Origin of the sequence: Rhodococcus sp. ACS1, from assembly GCF_002300155.1 — a bacterium.
Classification (GTDB): domain Bacteria; phylum Actinomycetota; class Actinomycetes; order Mycobacteriales; family Mycobacteriaceae; genus Rhodococcus_F; species Rhodococcus_F koreensis.
On record NZ_NSDZ01000001.1, the window covers coordinates 299,190 to 325,437 of the forward strand.

22 protein-coding genes and 1 pseudogene are annotated in these 26,248 nt (G+C 63.2%); 9 read left to right on the forward strand and 14 right to left on the reverse strand.

Features of this window, described 5'->3' with window-relative positions:
• Window positions 1-297: 297 nt before the first annotated feature.
• Window positions 298-711, forward strand: a pseudogene (locus CJ179_RS01385) (hypothetical protein); the annotation flags it as partial.
• A gap of 280 nt (window positions 712-991) precedes the next feature.
• Here CJ179_RS01385 and CJ179_RS01390 read toward each other — a convergent pair.
• Both CJ179_RS01390 and CJ179_RS51225 read right to left on the reverse strand, forming a co-directional pair.
• Window positions 992-2,086: a CaiB/BaiF CoA-transferase family protein gene (locus tag CJ179_RS01390; RefSeq protein WP_095860505.1), complete on the reverse strand. Its 1,095-nt coding sequence runs from the start codon at window positions 2,084-2,086 to the stop codon at window positions 992-994.
• A 438-nt stretch (window positions 2,087-2,524) separates the two neighbouring features.
• Window positions 2,525-2,695, reverse strand: coding sequence for a hypothetical protein (locus CJ179_RS51225; RefSeq protein WP_179377495.1), 171 nt, complete (start codon window positions 2,693-2,695; stop codon window positions 2,525-2,527).
• Between the two features lie 318 nt (window positions 2,696-3,013).
• Here CJ179_RS51225 and CJ179_RS01395 point away from each other — a divergent pair, with 318 nt between their 5' ends.
• Complete coding sequence (locus CJ179_RS01395) at window positions 3,014-4,195, forward strand: alpha-hydroxy acid oxidase (protein WP_095860506.1); 1,182 nt, start codon at window positions 3,014-3,016, stop codon at window positions 4,193-4,195.
• Entirely contained in the window at window positions 4,192-4,737 is a 546-nt protein-coding gene (locus CJ179_RS01400) for a cupin domain-containing protein (protein WP_257015240.1), read from the forward strand. Before CJ179_RS01395 ends, CJ179_RS01400 begins: the two co-directional genes overlap by 4 nt.
• A 74-nt stretch (window positions 4,738-4,811) precedes the next feature.
• On the opposite strand, the gene CJ179_RS01405 is transcribed toward CJ179_RS01400, so the two are convergent.
• Together CJ179_RS01405 and CJ179_RS01410 are read right to left on the reverse strand one after the other, a co-directional pair.
• Window positions 4,812-5,648 (reverse strand): mycofactocin-coupled SDR family oxidoreductase, encoded by an 837-nt coding sequence (locus tag CJ179_RS01405; protein ID WP_095860508.1) that lies wholly within the window; start codon window positions 5,646-5,648, stop codon window positions 4,812-4,814.
• A 94-nt stretch (window positions 5,649-5,742) separates the two neighbouring features.
• The gene (locus CJ179_RS01410; RefSeq protein WP_179377496.1) at window positions 5,743-6,570 is read right to left on the reverse strand and encodes an SDR family NAD(P)-dependent oxidoreductase; all 828 of its coding nucleotides are present in this window, start codon (window positions 6,568-6,570) and stop codon (window positions 5,743-5,745) included.
• A gap of 735 nt (window positions 6,571-7,305) precedes the next feature.
• Here CJ179_RS01410 and CJ179_RS01415 point away from each other — a divergent pair.
• The 4 genes from CJ179_RS01415 (at window position 7,306) to CJ179_RS01430 (ending at window position 11,600) form a co-directional block, all read left to right on the forward strand.
• On the forward strand, window positions 7,306-8,046 hold the full coding sequence (locus CJ179_RS01415; RefSeq protein WP_143548863.1) for a hypothetical protein: 741 nt from the start codon (window positions 7,306-7,308) through the stop codon (window positions 8,044-8,046).
• A 124-nt stretch (window positions 8,047-8,170) separates the two neighbouring features.
• Window positions 8,171-9,700, forward strand: coding sequence for an aldehyde dehydrogenase family protein (locus tag CJ179_RS01420; protein ID WP_095860511.1), 1,530 nt, complete (start codon window positions 8,171-8,173; stop codon window positions 9,698-9,700).
• A gap of 141 nt (window positions 9,701-9,841) precedes the next feature.
• Window positions 9,842-10,243, forward strand: a complete 402-nt coding sequence (locus tag CJ179_RS01425; RefSeq protein WP_179377498.1) for a putative quinol monooxygenase — start codon at window positions 9,842-9,844, stop codon at window positions 10,241-10,243.
• 763 nt (window positions 10,244-11,006) lie between these two features.
• Window positions 11,007-11,600, forward strand: coding sequence for a cysteine hydrolase family protein (locus CJ179_RS01430; RefSeq protein WP_095860513.1), 594 nt, complete (start codon window positions 11,007-11,009; stop codon window positions 11,598-11,600).
• Between the two features lie 839 nt (window positions 11,601-12,439).
• Here CJ179_RS01430 and CJ179_RS01440 read toward each other — a convergent pair.
• The 3 genes from CJ179_RS01440 to CJ179_RS01450 form a co-directional block, all read right to left on the reverse strand.
• Window positions 12,440-12,961 (reverse strand): VOC family protein, encoded by a 522-nt coding sequence (locus CJ179_RS01440; RefSeq protein WP_095860514.1) that lies wholly within the window; start codon window positions 12,959-12,961, stop codon window positions 12,440-12,442.
• Window positions 12,962-13,048: 87 nt separating this feature from the next.
• Complete coding sequence (locus CJ179_RS01445; protein WP_257015243.1) at window positions 13,049-14,038, reverse strand: PDR/VanB family oxidoreductase; 990 nt, start codon at window positions 14,036-14,038, stop codon at window positions 13,049-13,051.
• 214 nt (window positions 14,039-14,252) lie between these two features.
• Complete coding sequence (locus CJ179_RS01450) at window positions 14,253-15,776, reverse strand: AMP-binding protein (RefSeq protein ID WP_095860515.1); 1,524 nt, start codon at window positions 15,774-15,776, stop codon at window positions 14,253-14,255.
• Window positions 15,777-15,944: 168 nt separating this feature from the next.
• Here CJ179_RS01450 and CJ179_RS01455 point away from each other — a divergent pair, with 168 nt between their 5' ends.
• Together CJ179_RS01455 and CJ179_RS01460 are read left to right on the forward strand one after the other, a co-directional pair.
• The gene (locus CJ179_RS01455; RefSeq protein ID WP_095860516.1) at window positions 15,945-16,697 is read left to right on the forward strand and encodes a hypothetical protein; all 753 of its coding nucleotides are present in this window, start codon (window positions 15,945-15,947) and stop codon (window positions 16,695-16,697) included.
• 119 nt (window positions 16,698-16,816) lie between these two features.
• On the forward strand, window positions 16,817-17,824 hold the full coding sequence (locus CJ179_RS01460; RefSeq protein ID WP_095860517.1) for a nitronate monooxygenase family protein: 1,008 nt from the start codon (window positions 16,817-16,819) through the stop codon (window positions 17,822-17,824).
• A gap of 160 nt (window positions 17,825-17,984) precedes the next feature.
• Here the strand turns inward: CJ179_RS01460 and CJ179_RS01465 are convergent, their stop codons facing one another.
• From CJ179_RS01465 to CJ179_RS01495, 7 genes are all read right to left on the reverse strand, one after another.
• Window positions 17,985-19,094 (reverse strand): ABC transporter permease, encoded by a 1,110-nt coding sequence (locus CJ179_RS01465; protein ID WP_095860518.1) that lies wholly within the window; start codon window positions 19,092-19,094, stop codon window positions 17,985-17,987.
• A 38-nt stretch (window positions 19,095-19,132) separates the two neighbouring features.
• On the reverse strand, window positions 19,133-20,644 hold the full coding sequence (locus CJ179_RS01470; RefSeq protein WP_095860519.1) for a sugar ABC transporter ATP-binding protein: 1,512 nt from the start codon (window positions 20,642-20,644) through the stop codon (window positions 19,133-19,135).
• Window positions 20,641-21,789, reverse strand: coding sequence for a substrate-binding domain-containing protein (locus tag CJ179_RS01475; protein ID WP_179377500.1), 1,149 nt, complete (start codon window positions 21,787-21,789; stop codon window positions 20,641-20,643). The genes CJ179_RS01470 and CJ179_RS01475 overlap by 4 nt, the downstream gene beginning before the upstream one ends.
• 466 nt (window positions 21,790-22,255) lie before the next feature.
• A complete protein-coding gene (locus CJ179_RS01480) occupies window positions 22,256-23,371 on the reverse strand; it encodes an acyl-CoA dehydrogenase family protein (protein WP_095860521.1) in 1,116 nt (371 codons plus the stop codon).
• Window positions 23,372-23,547: 176 nt separating this feature from the next.
• The gene (locus CJ179_RS01485; RefSeq protein ID WP_095860522.1) at window positions 23,548-24,489 is read right to left on the reverse strand and encodes an SDR family NAD(P)-dependent oxidoreductase; all 942 of its coding nucleotides are present in this window, start codon (window positions 24,487-24,489) and stop codon (window positions 23,548-23,550) included.
• 38 nt (window positions 24,490-24,527) lie between these two features.
• Window positions 24,528-25,733 (reverse strand): thiolase family protein, encoded by a 1,206-nt coding sequence (locus tag CJ179_RS01490; protein ID WP_373560130.1) that lies wholly within the window; start codon window positions 25,731-25,733, stop codon window positions 24,528-24,530.
• 10 nt (window positions 25,734-25,743) lie between these two features.
• A complete protein-coding gene (locus CJ179_RS01495; protein ID WP_095860524.1) occupies window positions 25,744-26,151 on the reverse strand; it encodes a Zn-ribbon domain-containing OB-fold protein in 408 nt (135 codons plus the stop codon).
• Window positions 26,152-26,248 lie beyond the last annotated feature (97 nt).

Here is a 26,248-nt window from a genome sequence, read left to right on the forward strand (position 1 = left end):
GTCTACTCACTCCGCCGACTCGTGGCTCCGCGGTGGTCCCGACGGCACGACCAGCGCAAATACAACCGTGGACCCACCTCTCGATAGTGTCCTCTCAGAGGATATCTCTGACTGTGACCGGTCACATCGGCCATCGGCGCCTAACCGAACGACGCGCGCAGAACCCGCGAGTACCTCGACGTCCTGTGGGTTCGCCCGCTCCGGCGCGAGAGCACGCGCCGCGCACTCGGAAGGCATCACGCAGTTCTTTAGTACTGCATCGCCAGTCTGCGACTGATGAGACTGGCGTGGTAACTGATCCGATGCGGAGTCAAAGTTGCTGCAGCGACCGGTGGGTTCAGTGCATTCTATGTGCTATTTGCGCATCGGTTTCGGGGGTTGAGTCGCGGCGGCGGATGGGCGCGTACGTGCGCGGGACTGCTGAATGAGGTCGAGCGCAAGAACGGATGGACACTGGCGGGGGGCGGCCGGTGATGCGGGCCCGGAGGGCATGCAGCGGCTGCTGAAACAAAAGAGCCCTCGACGCCCGGGCTGCCGTTCCGGTGGTTTACCGGCGACGAGGCCTACGGGAAGGTCGGCGTGCTCCGGATGTGACTCGAATCCCGTGGTGTGGCCCATGCTCTCGCCATCCCGAAGTCACCGATGATGATCTCAATGAAGCTGCGTCAGCGCCGAACCCACGCCAGGATCGCCGACCTGCCCGAAACCGCGGGGAAGTGAATCAACTGAATGCGTCCGCGCAACGGACTTCATCGAACGCCTACCGCACACCAACACCTATGGCCCCTCCGGCGGCGGGCGGCGCGGCGCGGCGCGATCATCTACATCAAGGTCCACCCGACTCCTACGTCCACTGCTGGCAGCGCATACCCGCCCGCACCGCCGGATCTGCGTCAAGCTCTGAAACCATCGATCACCACGTCCGCGGCTACGTCGATACAGCACGACTCGCCGCGGTCTGAAAACCGTGAGAGCTAGCGATCAAGGTGCGCTAGCGCCAGACATCGCTGATGGGGGTCGCCGAGGTCGGTGGGGCGGCCGGGATGGCGCTCGGAGTGCGACTGAACCGTGGAGCCGGTGCGTGCTGCGTGGTGTGGTCGAGCTCGATCAACGAGCTGCGCGCCTTGATGTGGGGATGCTCGCTCGCTTCCGCGAAAGTCAGCACCGGAGTTACGCATGCGTCCGTTGCGCCGAACACCCGGACCCATTCGTCCCGTGTCTTCGACCGAAATCGATCGGCGAATATTCGTTGCAACTCGGGGTGCGTCGATGTCTCGTACTGCGCGGGCAGCTCCTCGGGGTTCAACCCGAGCCCGCGCAGCAGCTCGGCGTAGAACGGCTGCTCGATCGCTCCCACCGCCACGTACTTCGCGTCCGCGGTCTCGTAGGTGTCGTAGTAGGGATGCCCGCCGTCGAGCACGTTGACACCGCGCTCGTCCGACCACTGCCCACGAGCGCGCAGTCCCCAGATCATGTGCGAGATCGCGAGGGCACCGTCCACCATCGCGGCGTCGACCACCTGACCGAGTCCGGACCGCTGCCGCTCGACCAGCGCGGCAAGCACACCGACGATCAGCAGCATCGAGCCGCCTCCGAAATCGCCAATCAGGTTCAGCGGTGGAACGGGACGTTCACCGCGTCGCCCGATGGCGTGCAGGACACCGGTGAGCGAAATGTAGTTGATGTCGTGACCGGCGCGTTCGGCCAAGGGCCCGTCTTGACCCCACCCCGTCATTCGCGCGTAGATCAGGCCCGCGTTGCGGCGAAGACACGTGTCGGGGCCGAGGCCGAGTCGTTCAGTCACGCCGGGCCGGAACCCTTCGATCAGCACATCGGCACGATCGACGAGGTCGAGTACCTCGGTGACGTCCGACTCCTTCTTGAGGTCGGCATGGACCAACGCATGCCGGCCGCGCAACTGCTGGTCGTGCGACGCGACGCGTCCGCCACGTTGAACACGGACTACCTCCGCGCCCAGGTCTGCAAGCAAAAGCGCTGCGTGCGGGCCCGGCCCGATGCCCGCCAACTCCACCACCCGCAGGCCGGCGAGCGGGCCGTCGCCGGCCACATACGATCTCTCGTTCAATCAGAACTCCTCACGCCGAACTCGACCAACCGCCGAGATCACAAACCCGTTCCGTCGCGTCGCAGCGTTTGCTGACCGCAGAGGGAACCCGACCACCGAACCGGCGATGATGCCCGATCATTGCCTGACATTGCAAGTAAGTACTATACAACTGTTTCGGTGATTGTGCCGTGATCGCGGCGCCAGCCGCGCGATCCCACATCGGAGTCCCCGCAAGGAAGCAGAGCAGCTGATGAATGCGGCCTTCGATGCAGAACAAGATGAACTGCGAACGTCCGTGTGTCGTTTCCTCGAAGCGAGGACTCCCGAATCGGGGGTCCGCCGACTCATGGAGACGGCGTCCCACTTCGACATCCCTCCTGGCTCTCCTAGAACCATTGTCAGGGGTGTCCACTCCAAGGGGGCAACCTCACCGGGTCAGCTCCACCGCCCCGGTCGTCACCGGCGCGGCGCCGGACCGGTGCCGCGCACCGTCTCTATCGCCCCGCCCGGACGCGCGGACAGGTTCAGGATCGTCTCGTGCCGGACCTTCCCGCCGACACGGAAACTGCGGTGCACCAGGTAGGAGACCGACCGCCGACCGAAGCGGGTCGTGTACCTACGTGACACCTTGGCTACATACAACGTGGCCGGCTAGCTCGCCCTATGGCAACCGTTCGGCCTCACAGCGGAAACCCGCCAACGACACACGTCACTCCGGACTACACCAATCCGTGCTTCGCCGCGATTTCCCCCAGCTCACCCCACACACCGAAGCTCGGTTCAGATGACACACGCCTGCTCACACACGGCGACCCCAGATTCCAATCAGCACCGGATCGAAGAAGTCTGTCGCCGACGCTCCGCACACCCCATTTGCGTAGGCATCGAGGCAGTAACACTGTATAGTACTCACTATCATTGTAGTTTCATGCTGGGAGGTACGAGTTGTCCATTGACCGTCGAGGGCGCACTCAGGGCGACTATCGCCTCCCGTATCGCTGGCAGTTCGATTCGGTCGCCGAAGCAGAGGCCCTGGCGCGCAAAGTCCTTCCCCGCGCGATGTACCTCCGCCTCAATAGCGGTGCTGGCGAGAGCCGAACGATGCTCGCAAACGGGCAGGCATACGGTGACGTGACATTCCGCCCACGAGCGGCGACCGTCCAGCCGAGCCGCGCGACATCGACGACCATTCTCGGCGTTCAGATCACTGCACCGGTGTTGTTGGCGCCGGTCGGCGCCCTCAGGCTGCAGCACCCCGAGGGGGCCGCCGCAGCAGTGGACGCAGCTGGACGGTTCGGCACAATCTGCGCTATCAGCCCGGCCTCGGGACACTCCTTCAACGAGCTTGCATCGAGCTCCGGTTCCACACCACTATGGTCCCAGGTCACAACTGCGATCGGAGGTCGAGATGGCGCCGAGAAGCAGATCGCCATGGTGGACGAATTGGGCTACCACGCGCTCGTTGTCACTGTAGATTCAGCGCTACGACCCAAAGTTCCACCGATTCGATTGAACGCCCGGACGGTCGTCGGATTTGCGCCCGACCTCATCCGGCACCCGCGTTGGACTGCAAAGTTTGTGCGCGATGGAATGCGTTTGGGCGTCGCGAATCGGGCCGTCGGAGCAACCCCCGACCCCAAGGCACGTCCGCTTGCATGGGATGACCTACGTTGGATGTCCGAGCTGTGGCGCGGGCCGATCGTCGTCAAGGGCATAATGACGGCCGACGACGCACGACGAGCAGTTGATCTCGGCGCCGCAGCGATCGTCGTCTCCAACCACGGCGGACTCACCCTCGACGGTGTTCCTGCCACTCTCAGCGTGCTGCGGGAAGTCGTGGAAGCGGTAGGTGGACAAGTACCGGTACTTATCGACGGTGGAATCCGCTCCGGAAACGATGTTGTCAAGGCGGTGGCGTTGGGTGCTGACGCCGTTCTCGTCGGCCGCGCCTATGTGATGGGTCTCGCTGCTGGTGGCGCCGCCGGCGTCGGGCGTGTCCTCGACATCCTTCAGGATGATATCCAGCGTGCGCTGGCGTTTCTCGGCTGCGCGTCGATTGATGAACTCGACCTTTCGCACGTCCGAATTCCTACAGACTGGGCCAGCTTGCGTAGCGAACACAATTGACGAAGGGATGGAAAGTGGTATCGAACATGACAGATGGGGTCCGAGTTGTAGTGACGGGCCACGACGACCGGGGACGTAGTGTAGTTCGTGACGATCGGCAGGTGCGCCGATTTCCGGTCCCTTCTGCGGGAACCAACTTCCACCTACTCTGGGGTGCCGATTCGTTGCCGCACTTTCCGGACGATGGTAGTGCCGACGACAGTGTCGTGCCCTTCCCTCCGGTGGGCGGGATCAGATTCGTTCAGATGGTGGTTCTGCCCGATGGGAAGGCCGACGACGCAACCGATAACGTTGAGAACGTGCATCTCGCGGAGGGCGAAAGGCCGGGAATGCATACCACCGCGTCAGTCGACTGCTGCGTGGTGATCGAGGGCGAGGTCTGGCTCGAACTTTCCGACGGCGTCGAGTTGCACCTCAAGCAGGGTGACAGCGTGGTGCAGAACGGGACCATGCACGGATGGCGCAACCACACGGATCAGGTCGCTCGAGTTGGGGTGTTCCTCGTCGGTACCGAGCACGACGGCCTCGCACCACGAGCTTGACCAATTGCGGACGCCCTGTGCTTCCGATCATCGAATCGGATTACGGCACAGGGCGTCTGCGATTGGTTCGCGGTCTACCAAGCGAATGATAGACCCAGGTCCACTGGCAGCACGATGCCCGTGACATAACGTGCCTCGTCGGATGCGAGATAGGCTACTGCCGCGGAGATATCGGCCGGCTCGATCCAGGGCTCATCGAGGGGATGCATCTTGCGCATCACGTTTGCGGCGTCGTCGACGGTCGGGTTCTCCTTATCTGGGCAGAAGATTTGATACAGCCGATCGTTCAGAACGAAGTCGGTGGGGACAGCAGTTGGGGCGACACAGTTGATTCGAATCTTGTGTGGCGCGAGATCATTGGCCATCGATTTCATCATTCCGATGACTCCGGTTTTCGCCGCAATGTATGGAGCCAGCTGGGGGGCGGCCTTGATCGCGGCCGCCGAGCTTGTCATTACGATTGAGCCACCACGGCCCGCGTCGATCATCGAAGGGACCGCTGCTGAGACCGTGTTCCATACTCCGGTCAGGCATACTGCGAGAACATCATCCCATTCTTGCTGCGACACCTTCCAGAACGGCAGCGAGTTGATACCGATCCCCGCGTTGGCGATCACGATATCGATCTTGCCGAACATGCTGAGTCCCTGATCCACAATTGCGGTGATCTGCTCACGATCGCGGACGTCGGCCCTGCCCGCGACGATTTTGCCTCCGGCGGCCTCGACCAACCTGACCGTCTCATCGAGATCTTCTTGGGTGGCCTGCTTGTAGGGGACGGTGTCGTACGTGCACAGTCCGTCGAACCCGATGATCGAAACACCCTCCGACACAAGACGGAGCGCGTGTGAGCGACCCTGCCCACGCGCGACGCCGCTCACGAGTGCGACCTTGTCCGTCAACCTTCCCATGACTCTCCCTCTGGTGCTGTATCCATTTTGCTGTGTTTGCTGTGTTGTGTCGCCCCGGCCGTTCGCCTCAGGGCAGTGATCGTGGGGCCTGTGCTCAACCCGTAAGATCGGCACGCCACCTCTCGATTCGCTGATCGAATCGGTCGCGCGATCCTGGATGGGGGGCGAGCAGGAATCGTCCCTCTTCTACAGCTGCCACAGTCGCTTGAGCCACCTCTGATGCCTGGGCGAGCTGCCCGGTGGACGCCGCGAAGGTTCCGGGGTTTGAGCGCGGGTCAACCCCTCGGTCCGCTTTGGGCCTGAGGTGTGCGGGGCGGTCCCGCGGACCGTCCGTCATCAATCGAGTCAGTGTCGGCCCCGGGCACAGGACGGTGACGCCGACGTCGACACCTCGCTCGGCAAGGTCTAGCGCGAGTGTCTCGGAGATCGACACGACTGCGTGCTTGGCTGCGTTGTATGGGCCGTTGAGGGGGACACTCGCAATTCCCGCCATTGATGCGGTGTTGATGACGTGACCGGAGCCTTGGGATACCAGATGTGGCACGAAGGAGGAGATCCCGTGGATGACGCCCCACATGTCCACGCCGAGGAGCCACTTCCACTCCACGTGCTCGAATTCCCACAGGGGCATGTTCTTGCCGACGGTGCCGGCGTTGTTGCAGACCACATCCACTCGGCCGAAGTGCTCGAGCGTCCTAGCGGCGAGGCGATCGACCGCCTCCGGATCGGTCACGTCGGTAGGGACTGTCAGGACCCTACCGGGCTGCCCGACGAGCTGTTCCGCGGCGGATGCGAGTGCCGCCTCATCGATGTCGCTAATCACGACGTCGAGGCCGCGCTGCGCGAATTGCTCACACAGTGCGAAGCCGATACCGCTTGCGCCACCGGTGACGACCGCAACCTGCCCTGCTATCAACTTCACGATTCAACTCCATTGTTGTCGTGGCTCGAGCGCGTTGCCGAGTACCGTGTCCAACTATGCGTCACGCCGCTATCCGGACGCCGTTCGAACTCGGACCTGACTGACGAGATGCGAACCGCTCGGACGGCGAGTGGGGCGATAGGACCCCGCACCGACAGATCGCCGAGGCCCTCTCGAGTGCGGGAACCGACCTCGGGTCGCCGAGATCTGTAGTGATCGCCGCCCGATCAGGCAATGCCGCTTCGGCGCTTTGGACCAAAGAACTTCCTACCAAGTAAGTAACGACTATACTAGAATGACCCGTTGATGCAAGGCTTGCACCTCCATCACGGCGAGTATATAGAGTATCTACTTACCTTTACCTGATAAGGGTCGTTTCGGCCGACTGGGTCGGAACACCGAAGACGTGTTTCTCGGAGAAATGAGGGTGTGGTGGACTATTCGATCTGTCTGGCCACGACAGGAGCCGGGCTGTGGACGAGTCACGATGGTGGCAAGAGCTGGATCCTGTCGCATTGCGACAATCCGAAGTATCCCTACGAACTGTGCGTCCGGGCGATAACCGCGTCCCCTGACGATTCCGGCGCGGTATGGGCGACGATCGATAACGAACGTGGCGAAGACATTCTGGCCCGGAGCGTCGACCGCGGCGAAACGTACCAGTACGTAGGTGTTCCAGCCCCGGGTAGGCAGGTCCTCAGCCTGGCAATCGACCCGCACTCTCCACAGACAATCTTGGCCGGCACACGGCCGGGGGGAGTCTTCCGCAGCACCGACGGCGGCGCCACCTGGACCGAACTTCCCGTCGGAGTGTCGCTCGAGTGCAGCATCGGTGCGACCCGGGTGACTGCGATCCGATACACCGATGTCCCCGGGGAGATCTGGGTGTCGGTCGAGATTGACGGGCTCTACCACAGCACTGATGGAGGCGGGAGCTGGCGACGATTCGAGGTATCCGGAGGCAAGTCGCTCCTCGGTGAGGGTGAGATCTGGAAGGACGAACGCCACGCCGACATACATGATGTAGTTGCCGGACGCAGCGCCGACGGAAGGCGCAGCGTTTTCGTTGCCACCCCGATCGGGTTCTTTGCATCCGACGACGGCAATCAGACGTGGCGGTGCACGCGGTACCCGGTCGACGACACGTACGAGTCATCACTTTTCTATACCCGCAGCCTGCACGCCAACGCCGCCGATCCTTCCGTGCTGATCGTGGGCGTGGGCCGTCGCCCACCGGACCACGGGTCGTTGGGTGGCATCCACCGCAGCGAGGACGGCGGCCTCACCTGGCGGCCGGTCAGCCCAGTCCTGCGCTCGGTGGTGTGGAAGATCGCCGGACACCCGCACGACTCCAACGTGCTCGCTGCGGTCACGCTGTTCGGACAGGTCGCGACCACTACTGACGGCGGCTCGTCGTGGCAGCTAAGCGAACGTGAGTTCGGCGAGATCCGCGGCGTGGCAGTGGTCGGATCATGATCCGATGCCTGGTATCGCGCCCGACGTCGGTCCGACGGCAGGACAACTCCCCCCGCCTGAACGGTCGTCGACACACCGCCTTTGAGCGGTTCTCGACGATCCCTGAATCCGAGGTGATGAACGCATGACGGTCCAGGACTCCACGGTCGCCGAGCGACCCGAGTCGGTCGCATCCGCGATTGCTCACAACAGCGGCGGCCTCTACATCGGGGGTGAGTGGACGTCCCGGTCGACCGCGGCGACGACACCTCTTGTCGCGCCGGCCACCGAACAGGACTACGCGCACGCCGTCGTCCCGACGATCGCCGACGCTGACGCCGCTGTCGCTGCGGCTCGCCGAGCATTCGAGACGGGCACGTGGCGTACAACTCCCGTTGCCGAGCGGGTTTCCATTATTAACCGTGCCTGCGGCCTCATCGCCGAACGAGCAGGCGTGATCGCCGAGATCGCCGCGCATGAGATGGGCGCACCGGTCCAGGTGACGCGGATGATGACGGGCGTCGTCCTCGACGTCGTCCGTGGGATGGGTGAGCTGGCCCGATCCGTTCCCGACGTCGAGCCAGGCACTGGGTTGTGGGACTTCGAGATCCAGCGCGATCCCGCGGGTGTGGTGGTGGACATCGTTCCGTGGAACAGTCCATTTACAGCCACGATGATGAAGTCCGCGCAAGCCTTGCTGGCCGGTTGTAGCGTGATCAGTAAGCCGCCACCGACCGCACCGTTTGCGGTGGTGGAGTGGGCGCGGGCCCTCGAGCTCGCAGGCCTGCCGAAAGGCGTCTACAGCGTCCTCGCGGCCGATCCGTCGGTCGCCGAGCACCTGGTGGAACACCCCGGGGTGGACCTGGTCGTGTTCACCGGTGGCACCGGGGTGGGACGGCGCGTGGCCGAGCTGTGTGGGCGCAACCTCAAGCGCGTGGTTCTCGAACTCGGTGGCAAGTCAGCGGCGGTCGTGCTCGACGATGCCGATCTGCAACTCGCGGTGGACAGCGTCGCGGCAAGCGTGTATTTCAATTCCGGCCAGATCTGCAGTGCGTTGTCCCGCCTCGTGATTCCCGCTCACGCGGTCGACGATGTCGTCGAGATGCTCCGTGTGAAGGCCAACAGCGTCGTCGTGGGTGATCCGCTCGCGGACACGACGACGATGGGCCCGATGGCCACCCGCGAACATCATCAGAGGGTTCTGCAACGAGTCCGCGCGGGCCGGGAGGAGGGCGGCCGGTTGGTCTTCGGTGGCGAACGGCCGACCGAGCCGGCGCAGGGGTGGTATGTGACGCCGGCGTTGTTCGTGGGAGAAAACTCGATGTCGATCGCCCGCGAGGAGATCTTCGGTCCGGTGGTGACGATCCTGCCATACGATCACGTCGACGAGGCGGTCGCTATTGCGAACGACTCCCCCTTTGGGCTCGGCGGGAGCGTGTTCTCCCGCGACGACGAGCGGGCCCGGGTAGTCGCCGCACAGTTGGACACGGGCAGCGTCACGATCAACGGGTACACCACGAATCTGCTTGCACCGCGAGATCCACACAAGGATTCCGGAATCGGTTCGGTGACCGGGGCAGCGGGATATCAGAACTTCCGGACCAGCCGGCTGGTCAACCTCCGTGCCGGCGGCCGCGCGTGGCGGCCGACAGAGCTGTTCGCCGACGCGGAGTAATGCACACCGGCCCGCAGCACACCCGAGCCACAGCGGCACGAGTGGTCACTGTGGGCCGGCGCCGTACTGCAACACCGCTCGATCGAACCCACCAATCAGGCTCGACGAGAATCCGTCGAGGACAACAAAGGAGAAACGTTCGTGTACATCACACTGTCGCGCTTTCGCGTCGAAGGAGACGGGCAGGCGTTCGATAATTGGCTACTGCCCTTGGCTGACAAGCAGCGCGCATTACCCGGAAATGTCATGTACCAGGTACTGCATGACCCGCGTGACCCGCAGGCACGCGTGCTCACCGAGGTTTGGGAGACCGAGGACGACCACATCGCCCACCTGACCGACCCCGATCACGTCGAGATCATTGCTCTGGGGTCAGAGCATGGAATGCGCGATGTTTACGTCCATCACTGGAGCCGTGCTGAGGGGCACATCGAGCGCGGTCGCAACCGCACCGAGCACCGGCTTGCCGATCGCGACGAACGGTCCGACATGTACCACTTGATCGACGAGCTCCGCACCGCGCGAGGGCTTCCCACTAGCTGATTCACGATCACCGGCATCGAGCACCGTATGTTCGCTGCCGAGGTGGATGGACGGGCGGGATAAGACTGTGGTGTCACATCGCCATTGGGCACCAGCGCCAGGGACATACTGGCCCCGTCCGCCTTCATCTCGTGGCGGCTCGGGCTCTCGTCCTTGATGGGAGGACGTCGGCTGAACGCATACGCGCAGTGTCCGTTGCCGCGCGATTCGCCGGGAGTACCCGGCTGGCGGTTGGTGATCGTCACTGTTGGATGCGCGCGGGCGCCTGCCACCCGCGTCCGGATCTGGTCCTCGAATCGCAACTGTTGATCTCCAGCGGCACCGTGCCCGTTCGGACAGATCGTGCCGCGTCGCCGCGGTCACCGCCCCGATCAGCCATCGTCCAGCGCCTCGATTCCCGTCGGTGTGCTGCAGACCCGCGGCCTGCGCGGCCTCGACATGCCAGGCGCGGTCTTACGGTCCGCCTAGCACTGCGCCGCAATCGTGCCCAACCGCTGGTGGGCTGGATCCGGGCATCCGATCCAGACCCTGGAGCACATCTTTGACGTGCCGATCATTGGCCTCTCGAAACGCGATGCCCGTCCCTCCGTTGCCGGGAATACCGACGCGACGATCAAACGACCCATCCGAAGGGACTCCGACGGGCCGCGCCGAGTGGTCCCATGACATGCAATCCGAATGGTCCCATGACAATGGCCGAAATCAGGTCAGCACGGTCCCATGCTCAGGTCGGGCTGCACCATAGAATGCCCAAGGAAGGTTCATGACGACCAGGAAGACAGGGCTGGATCCGCGGTCTACCGCGCTACTTGTCCTCGACATCCAGGACGGTATCGTCGAGTCATTGCCCGATCCGCAGCCGTTGCTCGACTCCGTTTTCCGGGCGATCACTTGCGCGCGGTCCGCAGGCGCCACGGTAGGTTATGTGCGGGTGGCGCTGACCGAACGGGACCGCACCGCCGTTCCACCAACGAACATCACATTCACCGCCATTGCCGGGACGAAGCTGCTGGTCGAGGGCGACCCGTCTACGGGGATCCACAGCCGCGTGACCCCTGCGCCGGGTGATCTGGTCGTCCGCAAAACACGGATCGGGGCGCTGTCCACCACCGACCTCGATGACCAACTCACGCGTCGGGGCATCACTACCGTCGTACTTGCCGGGATCAGCACGGGCGGTGTCGTACTCAGCACAGTCGCAGACATGGCGGACCGCGATTATGGCGTGTACGTCCTCAGCGACGCCGTCGCCGACATGGACCCCGAAGTCCATCGGGTTCTCGTTGAGAAGGTCTTCCCTACCCGCGCGCGTGTAATCAACGTCGACAGGCTACGCATCTTATTCACCGGACTCTGAACCCTACTTGGATCCGACCTGTTCTTTTAACGCGCTCGCCGATCGATGTGTTCTCACCATCCGCGCGGCGCGCAGGACGCCCACCGTGGAGTCGGTGCATCTCCGCAACGTACCGATATGTGTATTGCCTTGTTCTAGAGGGCTTCTGGTGCTGTTCAGGATGCCGTCATCATGTCGGACGGCGTAGTGCAACCCCAAGTAGCTGAGAAACTCAGCTATAGCGGGAATCGGCGTAGCCAGATTCTGGGTCAAGTTTTCGGTGTTCGGGTCGTGTTTGGCTGCTTGATGTGTTTCAGGCTTCGAATTGTGCTGCGGCGACGAAGAGATCGACCCGTCCCGAGGCCGGGGGCGTCGAACATCTGCATCAGGGAGAACTCCGCCTGCAGGATGGACAGGTCGTAGCGGTAGCCGACATCCCGATCGGCATCGGTGCAATGACCCAGCGGAGAATCGCCAGCCACTTGCACAGCAGCGCGTCGATCCGGCTGTCGCCCTTCCCGTCAACGCCAAACTGTGCATCGCCGGCCACCACCGAGCTCGGCGTCAGACGGCGAAGGGCGGTGCTAGTGTTCACCGTACTCGACAGCGCATTCGCGGAATTACGCCCCGATCTACAGCACAATCTGTGACCGGTTGACCGATTCGACGCCAAGGACGAACGGGTCGAAGTCGGCGTCGATGCAGTCAATCCGGCTGCCATCCGGTGGCAGGTTGCTCGACCACCCGAAAGGCACACCCGAGTCGAGAGCCTCCTCGATCATCGACTGTGCCCGTCTGGGTTTCGTGCCGAACGCGGCCTCATCACCGATTTCGGCCGCCGGGCTGCGGTCTCCGGCAGATCAGTGCTTGCCGATTACGACTGGGTCGTCGAGCGATGCGGTGCCCTCCCCGGCGCGGATGTTCGATGCCACCAGATACTTTCCTGTCTCGACGATCTCGATATTCTTGCCATCGGGGTCCTTGAGGATCATGAATTTCGATCCCGCAACAGGTCCGTGTTCGGTCACCTGAGGCTTTGCGTGGATCGTGTATCCCTTTGCCGTCCACTCGTGGTATGCCGCATCGATGTCTTCGACCGACAGGCACGGGTACGCATAGCCGATGTCGTCCTGACGTCCGTCGAATGCGGCACGACGGACAGGGTGGAACTCGATCAGCTCGAAGATCACATCCCCGATGGCTAGGAGCGCAACTCGCTGCTCGTGTTCGGGCAGGCCGAGGGCCTGAGCCGTGTCTGCTCCCGACTTCACGTGCAGAGCCATCCCGGGGACCACGCCGAACGCATCCTCGAAGAACGCGAGAGTGCGCTCGAGACTTGTAACGGTGATGCCGATGTGATGGAACTTGACTTTTACTGCCATCTTTCACTCCAGTCTTCGGTGATATCTTCTTTTGACAGACGATCGGGCATATGGGCTGTGAACTCCCGAACGTTGCGAATTCCGTTGTCACAAATCCAGTACGAGGCGTGGGGTCTTCGACCGTCCCACGCAAATCATCATGGTGGCGCCCTCTGCTCGTTCTTCCGGGGACAGCAATTCGTCGTGATGTTCGGGTCGCCCCGCGAGTACCTTCGTTTCACATGCCCCGCAGATGCCTTGTTCACAGGAGAATTCAACATCGCCGATTGCGTCGATCACGACATCAAGTATCGATCGGTCTGCGGGCACAGTGACCGTTACTCCGGACCGACGAAGTTCCAGCTCGAACGCTTGCCGCTCCCCCTGCGGCTCGTCGGGCGCTACGAACCGCTCGATGCGTAGCTCGATGTCGTCGCGGGTCGCGGACACTTCATGCTCGATCGCCGCCAGCATTGGTGCTGGTCCGCAGCAGTACACTGCTGCCCCTGTTGGGGCGTCTCGCACGACCGCTCGCAGATCTGGGAATCCTGCGTCGTCCTGCGGGACGAGCTCGACGCGGTCGCTACCCAACGCAGTGAGGTCATCGGTGAATGCCATTCGGTCGAGGGAGCGCCCCCCGTAGACAAGACGCCACGGCAAACCACGTGCTTCGATCTCTCTTACCATTGCAGAAATTGGGGTGATTCCGATTCCGCCGGCAACGAACACGTATTTCTCTGCGTTGACCAGGGGGAACCGGTTTCGTGGCGGCCGGATCCCCACAAGCGCGCCGGGCAGTAGGTGCTCGTGAACCTCCATCGATCCGCCACGGCCGTTGGCGACCCGGTGTACCGCGATGTGATACGTGTCAAGACGGCTTGGATTGCCGCACAATGAGTACTGGCGGGTTAGCCCGGAGGGAAGTACGAGGTCCACGTGTGCGCCCGGGGACCATGGGGGTAGCTGTGAACCGTCTGTGGGGCACAGTTCCAGCGCGACGACATCCACTGCCACGTGTTCTCGACCGACGACTTGCACCGGAACCACCGCATTGGCATTGGTCGGGTTCTCGGTAGATTCTTTGTCGATCACGCTCACACCACCACAATCTTCTTCGAGAAGTCGCGAATCACCACAATCTCCTTAGGGCTTCCCGTCCGCATCGCAGGGCGAACAGTGCGCCCGGCCCAGCGGCTAGCCGCGGAGTCGGCGCGGGAGTTCCGGATCGCCCCCAATTCAGATTGGTTAGTACTTACTACAGTAAGTGGCCGATACCACACCGTCAAGGTCGACACCGCCATGCTGACGCCTTTCAGGAAAGCAGTTGATCGCGGCGAATCTTGCCCAGATCGTTGCGTGGCAGCGAGTCGACGAAACGAACCTCGGTTGGCCGCTTGTACGGTGCTAAGCGCTCTGCCGCCCAGTGGATCACCTCGTCAGAGGACAGCCCGTCAGCAACGACAAATGCAACGACCGACTCACCCCACTCCTCGGACGGGCGGCCAGCGACTGCCGCCTCGACCACGGCTGGATGACGACCAATCACCTCCTCGACCTCGCGGGGATAGACGTTGTAGCCTCCCGAGATGATGAGCTCCTTCGACCGCCCCACGATGGCGAGGTAGCCGTCGGCGTCGAACTCCCCCAGGTCACCGGTCCGGAACCAGCCGTCGTCCGTAAAGGACTCCGCCGTAGCAGTCGGGTTGTTCAGGTATCCACCGAACACACTCGGTCCGCGCAGCTCGATCTCACCGGCACCGCCCAGGCCATCGGTTGCGAGGCGCACCTCGACACCGGGGAGTGGGATCCCGACTGTTCCCGGCTTACGCTCGCCGTCATACGGATTCGATATCGTGATGACCGTCTCCGTCATTCCGTACCGTTCGAGGACGCGCTGGCCGCAGCCGCTCTCGATTTGGGCATGAAGCTGCGCAGCGAGTGGAGCGGATCCAGATACGCACAGCCTCAATCGACGCAGCGCGGGGAGTTGGGGTCCATTCGCGAGCCTGTGGTACATGGTGGGTACGCCAAAGAACATCGTGCCGCCCGCCTGGGCCGCGTCCGCGACAGCTCCCGGGGAGAACCTGGGAATCAACTCTATTGACGCTCCTGACACCAACGAGCCATTGATACCCATCCCGAGCCCGTGCAGATGGAACAGGGGCAGCGCGAGAATGAGTCGGTCTTCTGGGCTCCACCGCCAGGCCTGCCGCACCGACTCAGCCGACGCTAGCAGGTTTCCGCTGGTCAGGACGGCACCCTTGGGTGCGCCGGTCGTCCCTGAGGTGTGACAGATCAACGCCGGCGTGTCGCGATCAGCGGCGTCGAGTGTGGGTACCCCACCGCTGACCGGCAGGCGAACATCACATCCGGTGATGACAATCGGCTCGGTCGACGCTTCGGATACCAGTTGTCCCCGTCGCTTGTCGTCGACGATGGCGGCGCGTGGAGTCGTGTTTTGGACGACGTGTCGGATCTCAGTCGGCCCGTACGCCGTGTTGACTGGCACAACCACCAAGGACATTCGGTGCGCGGCAACGTACGCCACGAGCATGTCGATCGAAGGGCCGGACGAGAGGATGAGCCGGTCACCTGCGACCAGACCGGCAGCTGCCAGTCGGGCCGCGACGGCGGCGGATCGTTCCTCGAGTTCCTCGGCGCGAATCTGCGAGCCGTCCTCCGCTCGGGCGACCACCGCATCGGGATTCTCCAACCATCGCGCGCGCCACGCGCGCGGCAGCGATTCTTCGCTGAGCACGTCAGTTGCCAACACGTCGAGCGGTAGGTGTCGGGCCGTGGCCGTAGTGGCCGGCCAGGCATGTGTCACGGTTTCCATCGGTGTGCATCCTCCACGCAATTTGTTTAGCACTCACTATCGGAGATGTCCATTGAACGGCGCGAATTGGTTCGATAGAACTTGTCGGTACCACATCGGACGACCCGAAAGGCTGGACTATCGCTCAGCTAAGTATGTATAGTACAAACTCCAGCAAAGGAGGTTGGGGTGTTCAAATTCGTCGCCTTCGATCAGGCCGGCTACGTCCGGGAAGATGCCCATGGTTTCGACAGCCACGTCTTCTTCGGGGACCGCAAGGCGGAGGGGCCCGGTCCGCAGATCTACATCAACGCAGTCGACCCAGGTGTCAAACTAGCCGCACATTTCCATCGCATCGATCAGTTCCAGGTCTTCTTCGGCACCGAAGGGGCGGTGTTCCAGCGCAAGCCCATTCCGTCGGTGTTTGTGCACTACACAGACGCATACTCGTCCTACGGTCCGTTTTCCGCCGCACCGGACGCGCCGTTGCTATATGCAACGATCAGGGCGAAGTCCAGCAACTATGGCGGTGTCATGCCGGGCGCGCGCACCGAGCGACCGCACGTCGGCCGGCGCCAGCTATCGAAGTCTGTGGATGGTTGGCAACCGAGCGACTTCCCCGGAACTGGTACCTACGAGACGGTGGAGATTTTCCCTCGCGACCAGGACGGTCTTGCGGCAACACTCGTGCGGCTCGGTGCTGGGGCGACGTACGCTACCCCGCCGACGTCCGCAACGGCTGGCCGCGCGTGGTGCGTACTCGCGGGTGACATCCTTACGTCCGACCAATCCAGAGGCCCCCGGTCGATCGGCTGGCAGGACCACTCTGACGATGACGATGACGATGTCGCGACGCTCACCGCAGGCGCGGACGGCGCAAGCTTGATCGCGCTCGACTTTCCATGGCCCGCCACCGACACCGTGACGGTGGATCCGACCTAAGCAGATCCGTTTGTGACGCCGTCCGCCCGATCAGTCCGGTCGGACGGCGTCACAGTCGCGTGTGCACAACCGGAGGGCGTACCCCGCCAATCCCCCTGCCACGACCGAGAGGACCCCCGATGAGTTTGCCCGTCTCCCTGAGCAGAGGCCTACGCCTGCCCGTAATCGCCTCACCGATGTTCATCGTGTCAGGCCCCGAACTGGTGGTCGCGCAATCGACTTCCGGTGTCGTCGGCTCCATCCCGTCACTCAACGCGCGCCCGCAAGCCGTCCTTGCAGACTGGCTCGCCCGAATCGGGGACGAACTGGCGGCACACGACGCCGCTCACCCCGACCGCCCATCCGCGCCCTACGCAGTCAACCTGGTCGTGCATCGCAGCAACGACCGCCTCGACTCCGACCTGGACACCATCGTCCGTCACCGAGTCCCGATCGTCATAACCTCACTCGGCGCCCGTCCGGAGGTCAACGATGCAATCCATTCGTATGGCGGGGTCGTCTTGCACGATGTCATCAACAATGCATTCGCACATAAGGCCGTCGAGAAGAATGCCGATGGCCTGATTGCCGTCGCAACAGGAGCGGGCGGACACGCAGGCACGCAATCGCCGTTCGCACTGCTTCAGGAGATCCGCGAATGGTTTGACGGGCCACTCGTGCTTTCTGGTGCGATCTCGCACGGGCGCGCGATACTCGCAGCCCAAGCCGCCGGCGCGGACCTTGCTTACATCGGCTCGACCTTCATAGCGACCGACGAGGCCAACGCCGATATCGCGTATAAGCAGATGATCGTGGACTCCACCGCTTCCGACATCGTGTATTCGAATCTGTTTACCGGCATCCATGGGAACTATCTGCGACCGAGCATCGTCGCCGCCGGTCTCGATCCCGACAACCTGCCCTCCTCCGACCCGACCGCAATGAACTTTGCGGAGAAGTCGCAGGTGAGTATCGTCAGTGAATCGAAACCGTGGCGCGATATCTGGGGTGCCGGGCAGGGTATCGGCGCGGTCAATTCAATTCAGCCAACCGCCGCTGTCGTGGACAGGCTAGTCGACGAGTACGCCGAGGCGCGGCGCCGATTGGTCGGCAGCAGCGAGTACGGGCGCCTGACGCAACCGTCCTGACCGAGCATTGCAGCGGAACTGGCGGCACCGACTCCGTATGGGGACGGTGCCGCCAGTCGTTGGGGCATCCGGCGAAACCGCGCGACAGGGAGCAACCGAAACGACGCCTCATCCCTGCCGGTGAGGGATGAGGCGTCGTTGGGTGTGGCTGCCGAGGTCCTCAGTGACGTCGGCTCGGTGCTACTACCTGCGTGAGGCGATGCATCCAGCTTCCGGACGTGGGCATCCCCGACCGCGCCACGCGCACGGATTGGAACCCGACCGCGATCAAGAGCGCAACTCCGTTCGCTACCTCGGTCACCCAGAACGGCGCGCCACCGAGTTCGAGCCCTTTGACGACGATCGCGAGGGTGTAGACGGCGAGCAGTGTGCCCCACACGTTGTAAGTGCCCGGTTTGACCTGGGTGGAGCCGAAGAACATCGCGGCCGCCGCCGGGAAGAGATAGTGCGGGCCGATTGCGAAGTCTCCGGTACCCACTCGTGAGGACACCAGGACGCCTGCAATTCCTGCGAGCAACGCGCTGGCGACGAATGTCAGGAAGATCAGGCGCCGTACCTGCAACCCGGCCAACCGCGCCGCCTCGGTGTTGCCGCCAATGGCGTAGAGGTAGCGGCCGAGTGGGGTGTGACGGAGCACGTACCACAGCACGACGGCGATGATGATCAGATAGTAGAAGACTACCGAGACACCGAAGATCTCATTTTGCGAGAGGGCGAGGAAGCTCTGGGGCAATCCGAAGATCTGCTGACCGTTGAACGCGGCTGACCCGACTGCCTCAATCATCGACATCGTCGCAATGGTTGCGATCACCGATTCGATGCGGATGACGGTGATCAGGAATGCGTTCAGCACACCGATCAGTGAGCAGAAGGCGAGCGCGATCACGATCGCCGCCGGCCAGGGCACGCTCCCGCTGGTCATCAGCCACGCGCACACGAGAGAGCTGACGCCGACGGTCGCGCCGACGGTCAGGTCGAAGTTGTGCGTCGTGTAGGGGATGAGGAAGGCCAGCGCGACGAGTGCTGTGATCGCCTGCTGGTACAGGAGCGATTTGAAGGTCGTCTCGGTGTAGAAGAGGTCGGGAATCCAGACCGCGAACACGATCATCGCGAAACCTGCGACATATAGGGCGCTGACCTTACTCGGCGAGAGTACGGACAGGACGTGCGAGAGTGTCTTCCGCGGTGGCGATGGCGTTTTCACGCCGTGATCGGGCAAGGGATCAGTGGTGGGCGTCGTTGTGGAGTCGTTGACGAGGTGTTCGCTCATGATGACCTATCGGAGAGTGCCGGGCCGGCTCGATGTGTTCAGGAAGCGCAGGAGGCAAGCAATTCGTGCTGGGTAAGACGATCGCCGGACAGCTCGTCGACGACCTTTCCTCGGCGCATGACGACAACGCGATGGCATACGTCCGGCAAGTCTTCCGGCTCTGCAGTACACAACAGGACCGCTGTGCCGTTGGCGGCCGATTCGCGCAACAGTTCGTAGATGGCGCTCTTCGCGCCCACGTCGATCCCTTGGGTCGGCTCGTCGAGGACGAGCACCTTCGGGTCGAGGCGTAGGGCGCGTGCGAGCAGGGCTTTCTGCTGGTTGCCGCCGCTGAGGGTCGAGATAACTCGCTCTGGGTCGGACGGTCGCAGGCCGACTGCGTCGATCCACTTTTGGGCTTCATTCGTCTCGGTCGCCCGACTGAGTGTCGCGTGGCGCCATAGCGGTCTCAGTTGGGCAAGTGTGATGTTCTCGCGAACAGTGAGATTCGGTATCACGCCGCGGCGCAGCCGGTCGCTCGGGACGACGGCGATGCCCTGATGTATCGATCGCCGAGGTGAATCCGCTGTGACCGGATGCCCGGCGATCTCTACTACTCCACTTGTTCGTGGATTGGCGCCGAAGACTGCGTCGGCGAGGAGCTCGCGGCCAGACCCCAACATTCCTGCCACACCGACGATTTCACCGAATCTTACGTCGATGTCGATGTCTTCGAGCCCGGGAGTGCGTAGTCCGCGGCATTGCAGTGCAATGCCGGAGCGCGGCGTGGCCAGGGAGCGCGGCGTGGACAGTCGGTCCCCGATCATCATCGTGACGAGTTCCTCGCGGGTGAGCACGTCCGTCTCGCGAGTGCCGACCAGACGTCCGTCCCGTATGACTGACACCCGGTCGGCGAACTCGAAGACCTCGTCGAGACGGTGGGTGATGTAGAGGACACCTGCCCCTCGTGCGACAACCGAGCGGATCGACTTGACCAGGACCTCGACCTCGTCGTGAGGCAGTGCCGCGGTCGTCTCGTCGAGGACCATGAGCCCGTACTCCGTTTTCCATCCCAGCAGACCGCGTGCGATTGCGACGATCGCCCGTTCACTGGCGGTCAGCGTGGTGATCGGCGCTTCGAGGTCGAGGTGGCCCAAGTCGAATCCGTCGAGAACTGACTGGACGCGGGCGCGGGCGTGGCGCCAATCAATCTTGCCGAAACGGTTGGTGCGGTAGCCGTGTGACAACCCTATGTTGTCGAGGATGCTCAGCGACTCCACTAGACCGAGGTCTTGGTGGACGAAGTGTGTCCGTGTGCGTGCCTCGGCGTTGAGTGGGAAGCCCGACTCTTGTCCGAACACCGACGCCGTGGCCCCGGGTTCGGGTGTATGGAATCCGGACAATACTTTGGCGAGTGTGGATTTGCCGGATCCGTTCTGACCCACGATCGCGTGGATCTCTCCGGAGCGGACTTTGAGGTTTACCGCATCGAGAACGGTGTTGCCGCCGAACGCCTTCGAGACGTTTCGGATGTCGAGAGCGAGCGGCACGGATTCAGGCGACTCATTCATTGTGGGGTGCCTTTCCCCCAGATTCGGGCGAAGTGCTCGTCCAGCTCTGGCAGGACGATCGTTCCTTCTTGGTTTACGTTGGCGCTACCGACATTCGCCGGGGTCAGCAACTGGGTGGGCATCAACCACTCGTCTGCCGTCTGCATGGAGCCGCCGAGCATGCCCCGTGCCAGCGCGTCGATCGCGACGTATGCCATGTACGGATGGGTGTAGGCGAGGTCGGCGGCCTCGGTACCCTGATTGAGGTATTGGATGTTGCTGGCTCCGGCGCTTTGGGTGGACAGCTTGACGTCGCTCAGGCCCGCGGCACGCAGTGCGTCGGGCACGCCTGTGACCATGTCTCCGAACGCCAGGAAGACGTACTTGACGTCGGGATGCGACTGCAGGTAGCTGACCACCGTGCCTGGCAGGTCTTTGCCTATCGACGAGAAACCTTTGACGTCGACGACCTCGACTCCGCATCCGGGGCACGTGTCGTTCAGGCGGGCGCGGTAGGTATCGCCGATTGCCGACAGCGTCCGCTGCACGGGGATTGTGAATACGACGCTTGATCCAGTTCCGTTGCTGTCGGCCACCATCCAGTCGGCCGCGTCCTCGGTGATCTGTTTGACTACCCGGCTCGACGACATGACGTTGACCGAGCGTGACGTCCACGCTGGGTCGTCCGTGATCGCGCCGAGCACGATCGGAACGCCGCGGCCGGCGATCTGGTCGAACTGGGCCTGCCACAGGCTGGGATCGCGGCTGTTGACGTAGAGTCCGTCAAGGTTGGGGTCGCGGGCGATCTCATCGAACGTGTCTGTGATCTTCTCCGACGTCGTGTCGACGTTGCGGATCTCCACTTCGATGCCGAGCTGTTCCGCCGCGTGTCGGAACAATGCGTCGTTGGCCGAGCCTTTCGCGGTTGTCGGCAAGACCACGACGATGCGCTTGCCGGCGGGGTTCCCGGGGAGCGGACCCGGGTCGTAGTCGACGGTTGGTGGCTGTTCGAGTTGGGCGACCCGTGCCCTCGCATTGTCGATGTTTTCCTGGGGTGTGGTCCCTCTGTCTGCACTGCTTCCGGAGCTCGAACATGCTGCGCTCGCACTGATCACCAGTGCTGCTCCCGTGATGACTGTGCCGATCCGGCGGCCGATTGTTCGCACTGCCACTCCTCTGAGTCGTTCTCGAGCCCAGCAGGCCGAGTGTGTCGTACGACACACTATGACGCCCGAGATCCACATGTCAAGTAAGTACTATCCTTCATTATCGAAATTGAAGTTTGGTGCTCAGCAGTCGTTTTGAGCGATCACAATCGAATCGAGTGGAGCGATAGTCCCACTTAAGAACTCCGCTCTCACGTCACGTGCAGTCGCCGAGAGAAGGCAGATACCAAAGGACGTCGCCGCGCAGCGCAGACGCCTCCCCGGACGATTCGTCGCGCGCGGGGTCGCGCTGGTTAGGACCATTCACGTTCGCTGGTCATCGGATTCGAGGCACATCCCGCGAGTTCCGCAAGGATGCTCGGACACCGAGAGGGTCGCACGTTGAAACCGCCTCGTCAGATGGCCGACGAGGCGGTTTCAACGTGCGAGAACTTCAGGCGCCCGAGCGTGTACCGATAACTGCGGATCAGATTCCGATACGGCTGGCGAGTTGTTCCCGATGGTAGGTCGGGTCACCGAACAGCAGTTCGCTCGTCTTGGCACGTTTGAAATACAGGTGCGCGGGGTGCTCCCAGGTGAACCCGATACCGCCGTGGATCTGGATGTTCTCGGCGGCCGCATGGAGGTATGCCTCGGAGCAATAGGCCTTGGCGAGGCTCGCGACCGCCGGCAGTTCGTCTTCCCCGCTGGCGGCGATCCATCCGCCGTAGTACGCGGCGGATTTTGCCGACTCGACTTCGAGCAGCATATCGGCGCACTTGTGCTTGATCGCCTGGAATGTACCGATGGGCTTGCCGAACTGCACTCGCGTTTTCGCGTACTCGACGGACATCTCCAATACGAATTGGGCGCCGCCGACCTGCTCTGCGGCGAGGGCCACGGCGGCCAGATCGAGCATGTGCGAGAGTGCGCTCCAGCCGTCTCCGTCCCGACCGATCAGCCGCGCCGGCGTCTGCGTAAACGTGATTCGGGCCTGCTTTCGCGTCTGGTCCATGGTTGTGAGCGGTTCCACCACGAGCCCCGGCGCCCCCGCCGCTGCCGCGAACACCGATACCCCGGCCGCCGTGCGTGCAGCGACGAGGATCAAGTCGGCGACCGCCCCGTCGAGTACATACAACTTCTCGCCCGTCAGTTGCCAGGAATCGTCCGTCTCAATGGCGCTCAGCTGTACACCCTCGGCATCCCAGCGTCCGGAATGTTCGGCGAGAGCGACTGTCGCGATGGTTTCTCCCGAGGCGAGGCCTGGCAGGTAGTCCGCGCGGGCGCTGTCGTCGTCGACGGCCAGCAAGAGGTTCGTGGCGAGCGCGACGGTTGAGAAGAATGGTCCGCAGTACAGCGCCCGTCCCATCTCTTCAAACACGAGGACCAGTTCTGGGTAGCCGAATCCACCGCCTCCGAACTCCTCGGGGATTGCAAGCCCTTGCAAGCCCATCTGTTCGGCTGCCTGTCGCCATACGGCGGGGTCGTAGCCCTCAACCGTCTCCATCAGCCGGCGGACCTCCGACTCCGGCGACTTCGCCTGCAGGAATCTGCGGACGGTTGCGCGCAGTTCCTCCTGGTCGGCATCGAAGGTGAAGTTCATTGCTGTCTCCGCTTCCTACGGTCGAATGTCGGGGACCGCCCGCGGCTGGTCCACCTCTCCCCCGTCGTACGGGGTTCACAAAGCCTGTCCGGATTCGCTGGACGGTGATCGAGCGGTCACGCGGCCAGCGGCTGCCCCGGGCCCCGTCGAATTCGCTGGCAGGGCCCGGGTGCGTACTACTGCTTGGGCAACCGCGCGTACCCTCGCGGTCCCTCGTACACGTTGGACCCGACGTCCTTGAACAGTCCGCCGTGCTCGGCAACCAGTTCGTCGATTGTCCACTGACCGTCCTTGACGATCAGGTCGGCCACATGGGGCAACCTGACGTGTGCAACGATCCCGCCGTACACGATGAAGGTCTGGCCAGTGATTTCGGCGGCAGCATCGGTACCGAGGAACGCGACGAACGGTGCGATGTTCGACGGATCCATCGCGTCGAAGACACCGTCGACGACCTTGAATTCGCCCGCACGGTTCGATCCGTCGAAGGTCGTGGTGGTCAGTCTCGTTCGCGCGCGCGGTGCGATCGCGTTGACCGTGACCCCGTACTTGGCCGTTTCCTTTGCCACCGCGATGGTGAACGACACGATGCCCAACTTTGCCGCGTCGTAGTTCGACTGGCCGGCGTTACCGAACAACCCCGACTCGCTCGTGGTGTTCACGATCGCGCGGTGCTTGGTTGTACCCGCTTTCGACTGCTCGCGCCAATGCGCGGTTACCGCGCGCGTCGGCAGGTAGTGGCCGAGGATGTGCACATCGATCACCGACGCCCACTGCTTTGGTTCGGAGCTGAATACCATGCTGTCGCGGAGGATTCCGGCGTTGTTGACGAGGATGTCGACGTCGCCATAGGTTTCGAGCGTCTGCTTGACCAGTCGCTCGGCCCCGGCCGGATCGGCGACGTTGTCGAAGTTCGGTGTGGCCTCGCCACCGAGCGCGCGAATCTCGTCGCACACGGTCGCAGCGGGCCTTTCGTCGCTGCCTTCGCCGTTCCAGTCGCCGCCCATGTCGTTGACGACGACCTTCGCGCCTGCCGCGGCCAATGCGAGGGCTTCCTCACGTCCGATGCCACGTCCAGCACCGGTGACGATTGCTACCTTGCCGTCGAGCTGTCCCATGTTCTGTGTCTCCGTTCTCGGTTCGGGTGAAAATTGAATTACGCTGCGCGTTCGAGGATGTGGATGCCGCATGCGGAACCCAGCCCGATGACATGGGCGAGGCCGACCCGTGCACCGTCGATCTGACGTTCGCCTGCCTCGCCGCGCAGGTGGGTGGCGACCTCGTAGAGGCCGGCCACGCCGGTGGCTCCGATCGGGTGGCCCTTCGAGATCAGGCCGCCGGAGACGTTGACCGGGGTCGATCCGTCACGGCGCGGTGCACCCGAGTCGATGAACTCGCCGGCGCCGCCGGGCTCGCACAGGCGCAGGTTGTCGTAGTGCACCAGCTCCGCGGTCGCGAAGCAGTCGTGCAACTCCACCAGGTCCAGCTCGGCTGGTCCGACACCGGCCACCTCGTAGGCCTTGTCGGCTGCCTGGCGGGTGAGTGTGTTGATGTCGGGCATCGCGTGACCGGTTGGGGTGTAGGGGTCGGTCGTGAGGATCGAGGCACTGATCTTGACACTTCGGTCGCGTTGCGCGGCGTCGAGGGACCGACGCTTCTCGTCCGAGACGAGCACCAGGGAGGCCGCTCCGTCCCCGGTGGGGCAACACATGAGGACGCTGTTGGGATAGGCGATCATCTCGGCGGCCATGATCGCTTCGACGTCATAGACATCGCGGTACTGGGCGAGCGGGTTGAGCGAGGAGTGGTAGTGATTCTTCTCGGCGACCTTGGCGAACTGCCGGAATGTGACGTCGTGCTGGCGGGCATAGTCCATGCCGGCCTGGGCAAACACCCCCGGCATGAGGCCGGTCCCGAGGATCCCTTCGGTTCCCATTACCGCGTCAAATCGGCCACCCGGGGTATACACTTTGCGGTCGGAACGAGCCTTTGCGCCCGCCCCGAGCATCCCCATCTTGCCCATCTTCTCAACGCCGACGACGAGCGCGACATCGGCCTCGCCCGCCTGGATCGCCAGGTGGGCGGCTCGCACGGCCGTCGCGCCCGTCGCGCAGGCGTTGAAGACGTTGTACGTCTCGATTCCCGTTTGACCGATCTGCTTTTGGATTCTCTGGGCGACCATCCCGCTCGACTCGTAGGCGTTACCCACGGCGAAGACCTGAACGTCGCCCATCGTCATGCCGGCGTCCGCGAGCGCGGCCTGTGCTGCGGTGGCACCGAGATCGATCAGGTCCATGTCCGGGAGACGGCCGAACCGTGTCATTGCTGCACCGACGATCCAGGTGGATTGCTTACTCATCAGTCGAACTCCCTCACTGTTCCTGGATGTATCCGAATGCGACGGCCTCCGTGCCGTCGTCGTCCACGCCGGCCACGAATGTTGTGAGCCGGACACGCCCGCCGATGTTCACGGCGTCAGGGTCCGGCTGGACGTCGACGAGGTTGGCCTTGATCACTCCGCCGCCGTCGAGTTCGACCACCGCCGAGACGTACGGCGCGGGCACCTTCGGCGCCGCGCGGTGCACGATCGTGTAGCTGCGGATGTAGCCGGTGTTCGCGACCGGGTGCCGCTCGAATTCGGTTGCACTGCAGCGTGCACAACCATTCCTGCGATCGAAGAACAACGCGCCGCACGCGACGCAGCGCTGCGCGACCAGGTGCGGTTCATCGTCGAGCACCAGATAGCCGACCATGGGGATCTTGGCAGTTGTTACGGTCATGACCTCATCCTAGGTAGTAAAGTAAGTACTCCACAACTATAAGTTTCACGCAGCTGCGGACCCAGACCTTCGGCGGTGGCAATTCTCACTTCGGGAC